Raw genomic sequence first — 13009 nt, 5'->3', positions numbered from 1 at the left:
CCTGCCCCGACCCGTTAAACTCGGCAATCCCCTGCCGTCCACCATGTCACTGCCGCCCGACCTATGCGACAATGCGCGCCAATGTCTGGCGTGAACCCCCACATTCATATCCCGGCAACGCAGTCGTGGCAGGCTGCCGTTGTTGTAGACGTATGCCCGTTGGGTCAGCTCATGCTCGGACGGAGCGGACTGAACAGCTTGGGTGGGGTCCTGAACACCACACCTGCTGACGCCAGCGCTCCCCCGGTTATTGCCCACGTTATTGATAGGTAAAGTAATTGATCTCCACAGCTAACATCACGATGCAGTTCGGCCCCAAACCCTTGTTCGAGAATGTCTCGGTCAAGTTTGGCGCCGGTAACCGTTACGGCCTGATTGGCGCGAACGGCTGCGGCAAGTCCACGTTCATGAAAATCCTCGGTGGCGATCTCGAGCCTTCGGGTGGGCAGGTGATGCTGGAGCCGAACGTGCGTCTGGGTAAACTGCGCCAGGATCAGTTCGCCTATGAAGAGTTCACGGTGCTCGACACCGTGATCATGGGTCACGAAGAGCTGTGGAAGGTCAAGGCCGAGCGCGACCGCATTTATTCGCTGCCGGAAATGAGTGAAGACGACGGCATGGCCGTTGCCGAGCTGGAAACCGAGTTTGCCGAAATGGACGGCTACACCGCCGAATCCCGCGCCGGTGAACTGCTGTTGGGTCTGGGTATCGGCATCGAACAGCACAACGGCCCGATGAGCGAAGTCTCGCCGGGCTGGAAGCTGCGCGTTCTGCTGGCGCAGGCACTGTTCTCCGATCCGGAAGTGCTGCTGCTCGACGAACCGACCAACCACCTGGACATCAACACCATTCGCTGGCTGGAAAACATCCTGACCCAGCGTAACAGCCTGATGATCATCATCTCCCACGACCGTCACTTCCTGAACAGCGTGTGCACGCACATGGCCGACCTGGATTACGGCGAGTTGCGTCTGTTCCCGGGCAACTATGACGAGTACATGACCGTGGCGACCCAGTCCCGCGAGCAGCTGCTGTCCGACAACGCCAAGAAGAAAGCGCAGATTTCCGAACTGCAATCGTTCGTCAGCCGCTTCTCGGCCAACGCCTCGAAAGCCAAGCAGGCCACCTCCCGAGCCAAGGCGATCGACAAGATCCAGCTGGCCGAGGTCAAGCCATCCAGCCGTGTCAGCCCGTTCATTCGTTTCGAGCAGACCAAGAAGCTGCACCGTCAGGCAGTCATCGTCGATCGCATGGCCAAAGGCTTCGACGGCAAAACCCTGTTCAAGGACTTCAGCTTCCAGGTCGAAGCCGGCGAGCGTGTGGCCATCATCGGCCCGAACGGCATCGGCAAGACCACCCTGCTGCGCACCTTGGTCAACGAGTTGCAGGCGGATGCCGGCACGGTCAAGTGGACCGACGCAGCGGAAATCGGCTATTACGCTCAGGACCATGCTCACGATTTCGAGGATGACTCCACCCTGTTCGACTGGATGGGTCAGTGGACTCAGGGCGGCGAGCAACTGGTACGTGGCACCCTGGGCCGCATGCTGTTCTCCAACGACGAGATCCTCAAGTCGGTGAAGGTGATTTCCGGTGGTGAACAGGGCCGCATGCTGTTCGGCAAGCTGATCCTGCAAAAGCCCAACGTGCTGGTGATGGACGAACCGACCAACCACTTGGACATGGAATCCATCGAGTCGCTGAACCTGGCGCTGGAAAACTATCCAGGCACACTGATTTTCGTCAGTCACGACCGCGAGTTCGTGTCCTCGCTGGCGACCCGCATCATCGAACTCAGCCCAAGTGGCGTGGTCGATTTCAGCGGCACCTATGACGACTACCTACGTAGCCAGGGCGTTACGTTCTAAGCCTGTCAGCCCGCAATAGTAAAAAGCCCTGTCTTGTGACAGGGCTTTTTAGTTTCAGAGCGCCTATTCGCTCGGCTGGCTGAGCATTTCAATCCACAGCGCACCCTTGCCCGAGGGTGCTTCGCTGACCCGTTGCAAGGCACCCTTCTCGCCTATGGCGTAACTGCCCACCTTATCGCTTTTCTCGCCACTCACCAGCAACCAACGCCCATTGGGCGACACCGCGATGTTGCGCGGCTGCTTTTCCTGAACGGGGTAATTGTCAACGAACGCCACCTTGCCACTGGTGGGCTCAACTGTGAACACCGACACGCTGCTGCTGGTGCGCTCACTGATGAACAGCCATTTGCCGTTCGGTGCGAGGCGAATATCCGCAGCCCAGATGCGCGGCGTCGGATCATCCTTGAGATCGTTGTTGCGCGCATCGCGGGCCTGTCCCGGCGCCAGATTCAAGCGTTTGGGAATACCGTCTGCCTGACTGGTCTGCTTCAACGCACCGGTTTTCTGATTGATCACGAAGGCCGTGACGGTGCCACTCATTTCGCCGACGACATACAGAAATTTGCCATCGGACGAAAAGGCCAGGTGGCGCGGGCCGGTATTCTCGGGAACGGCGACATAGCCCTCGCCGATGGGGTCAAGCTTGCCGTCCTTGGGCTCCAGTCGGTATTGCAGCACACGATCGACGCCCAGGTTGCCAGCGTACACAAACCGGTTGCTCGGATCGGTACGCACTGAATGCGCATGCATGCCGGTCTTGTAAGTCTGAATACTGTCGCTCGGGCGGTGCTGCGCATCGATGGGCTGGACGCTGAGCAAGTCGGCGCCATAGGACGCACCAAACAGGAAGCGTCCGCTGCGATCGGTAGACAGGTACGCCAGACTCTCGGCCAGCGGTGCCTGACTGAGCGGTTTGAGGTGTCCGGTGCCAGGCTCGATGCTGAAACTCAGCACTTGATACGGCTTGGCGCGCAACGCGGCGAATAACGCTTTGCCATCCGGCGTGATGGCCATTGGATTGACCTGATCACCCGCCCTGGTTTGTTCGACCAGGCTGAGCGCCCCGCTCTTCTCGTCCAGACGGTATTGAGAGATCAGCCCATCAGAGGGGCTGGAAATGTAGGCGAAGGTGGCTGCCTGGGCACTCAGGCCGAATGAACAACCGACTGCAGCGGCCAGCAACAGAATATTTTTCATGACGAACCTTTTTATTATTGTGATGTGATCAGTCATCCTATGAGTATCTCCTCACAACGGCAACTGTCTGATAACCAACCCGCATAATACCGTTAGCCTGCTTTCATTTATCCACGACGCACGCCATGATGAGGCACTCCCACCGCCCGCCAGCGAAGAGCCCAATGCCTGCCGCACACCCCGGTTCCATGACGATTACCCTGCAGATCGTCTCCATCGTCTTCTACACGTTCATCGCCTTCCTGTGCATCGGCCTGCCTATCGCGGTATTACCCGGCTATGTTCATGACCAGTTGGGTTTCAGCCCGCTGATTGCCGGTCTGGCCATCGCTTCGCAGTACCTCGCCACCCTGCTCAGCCGACCTTTCGCCGGCCGTGCCACAGATACGCTGGGCAGCAAGCGTTCCATCGTGTTCGGGCTCTGGGGCATTGTCATCAGTGGCAGCATGACCTTGCTGGCCACACTGCTGCACGAATTCGCCACGCTGAGCCTGTCGATTCTCATCGTCGCGCGGCTGTTCCTTGGGGTCGCTCAGGGGCTTATCGGGGTCGGCACCATCAGTTGGTGCATCGGCAAGATCGGCCCGGAGCATACTGCCCGCTCAATCTCGTGGAACGGCATTGCGTCCTATGGTGCGATTGCCATCGGTGCACCGCTGGGCGTAGTGGTTATCGACGGCATAGGCTTCAACAGCCTGGGTATTGCCATGATGGTAATGGCCGGGCTGGCACTGAGGCTGATTCGCGACAAGCCGTCGGTGCCCATCATTGTCGGTGAGCGCCTGCCCTACTGGTCGGTGTTTGGCCGGATCGCACCCTACGGTCTGGGGCTGACGCTATCGTCGATCGGCTATGGCACGCTGACCACCTTCATCACCCTGTTCTATCTGAATCGTGGCTGGGAAGGCGCGGCCTATTGCCTGAGCATGTTTGGTGTGTGCTTTATCCTCGCCCGCCTGCTGTTCATCGGTGCGATCAATCGGCTGGGCGGCTATAACGCGGCCATCCTGTGCATGGCGGTAGAAATCTGCGGGCTGTTGATGCTCTGGCTTTCGCCGAGCAGCGGCGTTGCCCTTGCAGGGGCCGGACTGACCGGCGTGGGGCTGTCGCTGGTCTACCCGGCGCTCGGCGTAGAGGCCATCAAGCGCGTGCCCACCCCTAGCCGCGGCGCAGGCCTGAGCGCCTACGCGGTGTTCTTCGACCTGGCACTGGCAATCGCAGGTCCGGTGATGGGTGCGATTGCCTTGGGCCAGGGCTATGACTGGATATTTTTCTACGCCGCCCTGCTATCGGTTTGCGCGCTGGCCCTGACAATCTGGTTGTCGCGGCGCGCTGCTCAAGCGGAGTGATTGGCCGCAACAGTACCTTTGCTGCATAAGCTTTTCACTTGTAGTTCCAATAGTTAGTAGATAAAGCTTAAATCCTGCCATCGGTCGGTCAACTTCTTGACGCATCCGGCAACGACTTCTTGACTTGATACTGCGAGCCTCGAAACAGGCTTGCAAAGCGTTCGTCGCCCGCCTTGGCGTGACGCCGCTTTGCGTAGCAGTCTGGCCTCTCGATTGCCTCCCTGCTGCCTGGACGGGAGTGCTGTCATGAAGATCCGTTGTGTTCATCTGTACCACCCCTGCAACGTGCTGCCGGTGGTGATACTGGCAATCATCCCTTCCTGGGCCGAAGGCGCCTGCAGCCTTTCCTCCCTGGCATCGGCAGGCGTTCAGGTCTGTGACAGCGGCAGCAGCGGGCCGTTTAGCGCGCTCAGCGGCGACCACGTGCTGATCTTTCCGCTGGGCGGAACGGGCACTGTGTCCGGCAATATCCTGTTCGGTCCGGGAAGGGACAGCGTGGACATGCAGTCGGGGCGTATTCTGGGCAACGTCACTCAAGGGGCGGGGATCGACCGCTTCACACTCTCCACAGGTGAGGTCAGCGGCGATCTGAACCAGGGCGATGATCCCGACGATTTTGTCATGAGCGGCGGCACGTTGGGCGCTCTGGCTCAAGGTGATGGTCGGGATACCTTTCTGATGACAGGCGGCACCATCACCCGCGCGTTCGAGGATGGCGACATCGCGGTGATGACCGGTGGCAGCATCGGTCGCGTGGACATGAAGCTGGACAACAATGTATTCGAGATGTCCGGTGGCACCATCATCAACAACCTGGTCACCGGCTTTGGCCGGGACACGATCACCTTGTCGGGCGGCATTGTTGGCGGCAATGTCAGCGTCAGTGGCGGCGACGATCAGGTCACCCTCAGTGGCGGCGAGATTCGCGGCGAAGTCCGCACAAGCGTTGGCAATGACACTTTCAACTGGCTGAACGGCGGTTACGCACGTAGCAACGTGTTGATGGCTGACGGCAACGATACGGCACGCCTGTACAACCTGAGCGAATACTACCTGAGCGCCAACCCGCTGCTCGACGGCGGCCCGGGCAACGACGTGTTGACCTTCGACAACACCGTATCGTCGCAGCCGGGTCGCTATGCCAACTGGGAAACGGTCAACGTGAGCAACGGCTCGCAGCTGAATCTGGCCGGCACGCTGGTGCTTGGTGACAACGTGAGTAACACCGGCGTTCTGAACATTGATTCCACCAGTACGCTGCTCTCGACCTCGGGCAGCATTGCGCCCTTCAGCGCCGGATCCCTTGCCTCACTGGAGAATGCCGGAACACTGGACGTCAGCGATGCTGGCCGTTCGCTCACTGGCACATTGACCGTCACCGGCAATTACACCGGCCAGAACGGGCGGCTGCTGTTGCTCTCGGCACTGGGCGATGATGCATCCGCCAGCGACCGACTGGTGGTGGCACAGGGTCGTATCAGTGGTTCCACACGCATGATCGTCAGCAACTCGGGTGGTCTGGGCGCCCTGACCCGCGGCAATGGCATCGAAGTGGTACAAGCCATTAATGGTGCAACCAGCGACAGCAATGCCTTTTCGTTGCAAAACCCGCTGTCTGCAGGTGCGTATCAGTATTACCTGTTCAAGGGCGGCGCCACTGCCGGCTCTGAGAACAGCTGGTTTCTACGCTCTGCGGTGATCGCCCCGCCAACGCCAGCGCCTGCCCCTGTCGAGCCCACCCCGGAACCTGCGCAGCCAACTCCACTGCCAACACCTGTTCCTGTTCCTGTTCCTGTTCCCGAGCCTATACCTACACCTACACCTACACCTACACCTACACCTACACCTACACCTACACCTACACCTACACCTACACCTACACCTCAGCCTGAGCCCGAACCTGCACCCACACCACAACCTGTACCTGTACCTACCCCTCCCCCAAACCCTGGGCCTGAGCCGAACAGCCCTCCCCCTGTCACGCCAGCAGTCACACTGCCAGTGCCCGCCATCGGAACCCCGCCACTGCCTGAACCCGTTCGCGGAGCCGCGCCCATCGCGTTGTACAGACCCGAGGTCGCCAACTACTCCGTGGTGGCGCCCACCGCTGCGATCCTTGCCCTGAGCTCACTGGGTACCTTTCATGAGCGTCAGGGTGATCAAGACTTGCTGACGCAAAACGGCACGACGTCGGCAGGTTGGGCACGCGTGTTCGGCAGTGACTTCAGGCAACGCTGGTCGGGCGACGTGGGTCCTGGCCTGGACGCTTCATTCAAGGGTTATCAGATAGGCCACGACCTGTATGTTTGGCAACAGGACAGCGGGCAAACTCAGCGCGTCGGCCTGTTCGTCGCGCATAACCGTCTGGACGGCAAGGTGAAGGGTTTTGCAGAAGGTTTCAGCGACTACCGGACAGGGCATCTGAAACTGCAGGGCGAAAGCCTGGGCGCCTACTGGACGCTGACCACACCGAATGGCGGATACGTCGACGCAGTGGCGATGGGCACACGCCTGGATGGCCGCAGCCGCTCTGTCAGGGGCATCGGTGTCGATACCGAAGGCAGCGTCATCAGCCTGTCTGTCGAGACAGGTTATCCGCTGCCGCTCTCACAGCGCTGGGTTGCAGAGCCCCAGTTACAGATCATCTACCAACGCGTAGACCTGCAGGATCAGGATGACGGCATTGCCCATCTCGGGTTCGACAGTCAGGCTTACACCACAGGGCGCATCGGCGTGCGCTTCAAGGGACACTATCAAGTGAGCAGCGTACCGATAGAGCCTTATCTGCGCGCCAACCTCTGGCACACCAAAGACGGCCATGACACGCTGACCTTCGATCACGCAGAGCAGATAAGAACCGCGCATCGGTCAACGACGGGCAGTATCGGCGCAGGGATGGTAGCGACATTGAGCAGCAACGCCAGCCTGCACTGGAGCGCTGATTACCTGGGTGATCTGGACGGGCGTGGAGCGGAGGGAGTGAACACCAGCCTGGGGTTCAGGCTGGTGTGGTAACGCGACCATCAACGCGGGAACGCGCCTTGGTCAGTCTTTCTTCGGTTTGAGAATCAGCACCGCGAGTGGTGGCAGGTTCAGCACCAGCGAATCCTCCATTCCATGCGCCGGCTCGGCTTCGGTCATGACCTCGCCACCGTTGCCAAAGTTGGAGCCTGCGTAGGTTTCCGCGTCACTGTTCAGCAGCTCCGTCCAGGCACCTTGCATCGGCGCGCCAAGGCGGTAGTCCATGCGCGGCACCGGGGTCATGTTGGCGACCACCAGCAGCGGCTCGCCGTCGTAACTCCAGCGCAGGTACGCAAACACGCTGTTGGCGCTGTCATCGCCGACCAGCCACTGAAAGCCGGCAGGGTCTGCATCGCGCTCGTGCAGCGCCTTTTCCTCTCGATAGAGGCGGTTCAGGTCACCGACAAGGTTCTTTACGCCCACGTGCTCGGCATATTGCATCAAGTACCAGTCCAGCTCCCTGTCGTGATTCCACTCGCGCCATTGGCCGAATTCGCAGCCCATGAACAGCAGCTTCTTGCCGGGGTGCGTCCACATGAAGGACAGATACGCGCGCAGGTTGGCGAATTTCTGCCAGCGGTCACCCGGCATCTTGTCGATCAGCGAATGTTTGCCGTGCACCACTTCGTCGTGGGAAATAGGCAGTACAAAACGCTCGGACCATGCATACACCAGGCTAAAGGTCAGCATGCCATGGTGATGCCCACGGTTGATCGGGTCCTCTTCCATGTACTGCAGCGAGTCATGCATCCAGCCCATGTTCCACTTGTAATTGAAGCCAAGCCCGCCCTGCTGGGTCGGCTCGCTGACGCCCGGCCAGGCGGTCGACTCTTCGGCAATCACCATGGTCCCGGGGGCTTCCAGTGCAACCACGTCGTTCAAATGACGCAGGAAGTCGATGGCCTCGAGGTTTTCGCGGCCGCCGAAGCGATTCGGTACCCATTCGCCCGCATTACGCGAATAGTCGCGATACAGCATCGACGCCACCGCGTCCACGCGCAGACCGTCGATATGGTAATGCTTGAGCCAGTGCAGTGCCGAGGCCAGCATGAAGCCATGAACCTCGGTGCGTCCCAGGTTGTAGATCAGGGTGTTCCAGTCCTGATGGAAGCCTTCCTTGGGGTCGGCGTACTCATACAGGCAAGTACCGTCGAACTGCGCCAGACCGTGGGTATCGGTCGGGAAATGCGCAGGAACCCAGTCAAGAATGACGCCGATTTCGTTCAGGTGGCAGGAATCGATGAAGAAGGCGAAATCTTCCGGCGAACCGTAACGGGCAGTTGGCGCGAACTGGGCCAGCAACTGATAGCCCCAAGAACCACCGAACGGGTGCTCCATGATCGGCATCAGCTCGATGTGCGTGAAGCCAAGCTCCTTGACGTAAGGAATCAGGCGGTCAGCCAGTTCACGCCAGTTGTACTGCCGCCATTGATTGTCGTCGACCTGCTCCATTTGCCAGGAGCCTGCGTGCAGCTCGTAGATCGATAACGGTGCACTGACTTCGTGACGGCCTGCCCTGGATTGCATCCACTCCTGGTCACTCCACTGGAACTGCAACGGCGCAGAGATCTTCGACGCAGTATCGGGCGGTAGTGTGGTGGCCAGGGCCATCGGGTCGCTTTTCAGCGGCAGAATCCCGTGAGCACCGAGGATCTCGTACTTGTAGACCTCGCCGGGCTGCAGGCGCGGGACGAAAATCTCCCATACCCCGGTCGGGTGGCGCATGCGCATCGGATGGCGACGCCCATCCCAGCTGTTGAAGCTGCCAACCACAGAAACACGACGCGCATTGGGCGCCCAGACCGCAAAACGCACACCGTCCACGCCATCGACGCTGGTGACTTGCGCGCCCAGACAGCTGCTCAAGTCGCGATGATTACCCTCGGCAAACAGGTAGAGGTCCATCTCGCCCAGCAGCGGGCCAAAGCTGTAGGGGTCCTCGGTGATCTGTTCACCGCCGGCCCAGTTGATTTTCAGCAGGTAAGGCTGTGGGTGCTCGAGGTGGCCGACGAAAAACCCCGGCACGTCGCTCATTTCCATCTCGCCCAGTTCGCGACCGTCATCCCTGGCCAGCAGGCGGACACTCAAGGCTGCGGGCAGATAGGCGCGGACGAACTGCCCGCTGCCACCATCGCCATGCGGGCCGAGAATAGAAAACGGGTCACGGTGTTCAGCACGGATCAGCGCGTCGAGGTCCACAGCAGCGGGAATCGCGCGGTGGCGCGTGCCGGCTTTGTCAGGCGCATTCATATTGACTCTCCATCAGACGGTTGCAGCAGTCCACGCAAGCCTTGCAAGGGAACGGCCAGCCAGGCTGGGCGGTTCTCGGCTTCGTAGATCACTTCATAAGCAGCTTTTTCAAGGGTGAACAGCTCGAGTGCAGCGTCCTCCCCTTTCGCATCTTTCCAGGCATGCGCAATGCCGGTGGTCGCCGAGCGATAACCTTCGATGAAGGTTTCTCGCGCCTGCGCCAGGTAGGTATCGGCAACACGTTTGCGCGCCCCGGCAGCCTCGGGAGACGTATCGACGCTCTGCGCACTGCGTACAGCCATGGCCGCTGCGTAATCAAAGGAGCGCAGGACACCGCTGACATCCTTGAACGGGCTGTGCTTGGCACGGCGCTCCTCAAGTGCGCGGGCCGGCTCACCCTCGAAATCGATCAGGTAGGCATCGCCTTTGACCACCAATACTTGCCCCAGATGCAGATCGCCATGCACACGAATGCGCAGGCCACCGGCCGAGCGCCTGGCCAGGCCTTCGACGCGCTGACGGATCTGCTTGCGCTGCGCGAGCAAATCTTTGACCAGTTGCTGATCGTCCTGCTGGAGCTCGCCCATGCGCTGCTCCAGCAGCTGCAAGGCGCGCTCAAGCTGAGCGTTGACGCTGGCCCCGGAGGCCTTGCTGTCCTGGCTGCTGGTGACTTCTACGGCAAAATCCGCATTGTCGGTGGGCGACGCGAGGATCTGATGCATCTCACCCAGACGCTGGCCAAGGCTGCGCGAGAAGTCCGCGAGTTCGAGCAACGCGTTGTAATGCTGTTCCTGGCCGGAAACACCGTGTGCCAACTCGTCACGTACCGCACGCTCGAGATTGTTCTGGGTCCATTCCCACGCATCGCCCTGATTGCTCAGATACCCTTGGGCGATCATCAGCAGATTAGGCTGACCGTCCTTGCCGACGCGTACCAGAGAGCCCAGCAGCGGTGAAATGTTCTTGAAGCCGGCCTGGGTCAGGAACGCGCCCATTTCCAGCTCGGGATGCGTCCCGGCGCTGACTTTGCGAATCAGCTTGAGCACCAGGCTGCTGCCCACCACTACCGAACTGTTCGATTGCTCGGCAGACAGGTAGCGCACTTCCGACTCAGCGTTCAGGCCGAGGGGTGCCAGCTGCGAACTTTGCTCGAAACGCAACTCGCCGTCGGCACACGGTATGACGGTATCCGACTGCATGCCCTGAATCACGGCACGAATGAAGGTTTCCAGGGTGAATGCATCCGTGATCAACCCGACATCGCGGTTGCGACGTACTCGGGCGAGCGCCAGCTGCTGCGGCAATGCACTGCTGATGTCGTCTTCAGCCAGCAAGCCGAACGGCAATTGATAGCGATCGGTCTGCCCGCCTGCGGTGACTTCTATCTCGCTGAGCAATACCGGATGCGCTTCATCGCCGAAGCGCACGGCGTAGGCAATGCTGACCTTCTCGATTGCCTTGTCCTTGCCCGCGAACCAGCGCCGTTTAGGCAGGTAGACCGCCAGCGAGGTGTTTTCCATGGTGCTGCGCAGTGGCTCTTCGAGCAACTCTTCCAGACGCTTCTTGAGCACCAGAGTCGGGAAGTCCGGCATGCTCTGCGCGGGTTCAACGTGCCAACCGGGCATTTGATTCTCCGAAGCCAGTAAAAACCAGTAAAAACCGTACGGCGGCAGCGTCAGCAGATAGCTTAACTGGCCGATGGGCGGGAAAGCGCTGCCACCGAGCATTTCCACCGGCACCGTGCCTGCATAGGCAGACAGCTCAAGCTCTGCAGCCTGGGCGGCGCTGGAAACGTTGGCGACACACAACACCACTTCACTGTGTCCGTCAGGTGCTGTGTACTCGCGGGTATAAGCCAGAATGCGGCGGTTCGACGGCGAGAGCATTTTCAGCGTGCCACGTCCGAATGCTTTCTGCTGTTTGCGCACGGCGAGCATGCGCCGGTTCCAGTTGAGCAGCGAATGCGGGTCACGTTCCTGGATTTCGACGTTGACCGACTGGAAGCCGTACATCGGGTCCATGATCGGTGGCAACACCAGGCTCGCCGGGTCGGCGCGCGAAAAGCCGCCGTTGCGGTCGATGGACCACTGCATGGGCGTGCGCACCCCGTCCCGGTCGCCCAGGTAGATGTTATCGCCCATGCCGATCTCGTCGCCGTAATACAGCGTCGGTGTGCCGGGCATCGACAACAGCATGCTGTTGAGCAACTCCACCCGGCGACGGTCGCGATCCACCAAGGGTGCCAGGCGCCGACGGATGCCCAGGTTGATCCGTGCACGGCGGTCGGCCGCATAGTAATTCCACAGATAATCACGCTCACGATCGGTGACCATTTCCAGGGTCAGTTCATCGTGGTTGCGCAGGAAAATCGCCCACTGGCAGTTTTCCGGGATCTCCGGCGTCTGCCGCAAGATATCGGTGATGGGAAAACGATCTTCCTGGGCCAGCGCCATGTACATGCGTGGCATCAATGGAAAGTGGAAAGCCATATGGCATTCATCGCCATCCGGGCCTTTGCTGTCACCAAAGTACAGCTGGGTGTCTTCCGGCCATTGATTGGCCTCGGCAAGCAGCATCCTGTCCGGGTAGTTCGCGTCGATCTCGGCCCGAATGCGCTTGAGCACCTGATGGGTTTCCGGCAGGTTCTCGTTGTTGGTACCGTCGCGTTCGATGAGGTACGGGATGGCATCCAGACGCAGACCGTCGATGCCCAGATCCAGCCAGAAGCGCATGACTTCCAGTACCGCATCCAGCACGTGCGGATTGTCGAAATTCAGGTCCGGCTGGTGGGAGTAGAAACGGTGCCAGAAGTACTGACCGGCAACCGGGTCCCAGGTCCAGTTGGACGTCTCGGTATCGAGAAAGATGATCCGCGTGCCGTCGTACTTCTGATCAGTGTCCGACCACACATAGAAATCCCGCGCCTTGGAACCGGGCTTGGCATTGCGGGCTTTCTGGAACCACGGATGCTGGTCGGACGTGTGGTTGATGACCAGCTCGCTGATCACTCGCAGGCCGCGCTTATGTGCCTGGGCGATGAAACGCTTTGCATCGGCCATGGTGCCGTAGTCACTGTGCACATCGCGGTATTCGGAAATGTCGTAGCCATCGTCCCGGCGCGGCGACGGATAAAACGGCAACAACCAGATGGTGTTGACGCCCAGCGCGGCAATGTAGTCGAGCTTTTCGATCAGGCCCGCGAAATCGCCGATTCCGTCGTTGTTGGAATCAAAGAACGATTTCACGTGAACCTGATAAATCACCGCATCCTTGTACCAGAGCGGGTCTTTGATAAATGTCGCGTCACCGGGCTTCTTGGCCATT

The 13009-nt window shown here is 60.0% G+C and carries 6 protein-coding genes; 3 read left to right on the top strand and 3 right to left on the bottom strand.

What is annotated here, in order from left to right; genetic code table 11:
• The first annotated feature begins 278 nt into the window (after positions 1-278).
• A complete protein-coding gene (locus tag LIX91_RS07535) occupies positions 279-1868 on the top strand; it encodes an ABC-F family ATPase (RefSeq protein ID WP_032698500.1) in 1590 nt (529 codons plus the stop codon).
• Positions 1869-1931: 63 nt separating this feature from the next.
• Here LIX91_RS07535 and LIX91_RS07530 read toward each other — a convergent pair whose 3' ends face one another.
• Positions 1932-3065 carry a lactonase family protein gene (locus LIX91_RS07530; RefSeq protein WP_226488266.1) on the bottom strand — a complete coding sequence of 378 codons (1134 nt, stop codon included), beginning with the start codon at positions 3063-3065 and terminating at the stop codon, positions 1932-1934.
• Positions 3066-3229: 164 nt separating this feature from the next.
• On the opposite strand from LIX91_RS07530, the gene LIX91_RS07525 reads away from it, so the two are divergent.
• Positions 3230-4414 carry an MFS transporter gene (locus tag LIX91_RS07525; RefSeq protein WP_226488265.1) on the top strand — a complete coding sequence of 395 codons (1185 nt, stop codon included), beginning with the start codon at positions 3230-3232 and terminating at the stop codon, positions 4412-4414.
• Between the two features lie 246 nt (positions 4415-4660).
• A complete protein-coding gene (locus tag LIX91_RS07520) occupies positions 4661-7429 on the top strand; it encodes an autotransporter outer membrane beta-barrel domain-containing protein (RefSeq protein WP_226488264.1) in 2769 nt (922 codons plus the stop codon).
• Between the two features lie 30 nt (positions 7430-7459).
• Here LIX91_RS07520 and glgB read toward each other — a convergent pair whose 3' ends face one another.
• On the bottom strand, positions 7460-9685 hold the full coding sequence (glgB, locus tag LIX91_RS07515) for a 1,4-alpha-glucan branching protein GlgB (protein ID WP_003416513.1): 2226 nt from the start codon (positions 9683-9685) through the stop codon (positions 7460-7462).
• Entirely contained in the window at positions 9682-13008 is a 3327-nt protein-coding gene (gene treS / locus LIX91_RS07510; protein ID WP_226488263.1) for a maltose alpha-D-glucosyltransferase, read from the bottom strand. Before treS ends, glgB begins: the two co-directional genes overlap by 4 nt.
• Position 13009: the final 1 nt, after the last annotated feature.

Source organism: Pseudomonas sp. B20, assembly GCF_020515755.1.
Lineage (GTDB): Bacteria > Pseudomonadota > Gammaproteobacteria > Pseudomonadales > Pseudomonadaceae > Aquipseudomonas > Aquipseudomonas syringae.
Note: the sequence above shows the minus strand (reverse complement) of the source record. Positions and strands in the feature narration are given on the sequence as shown.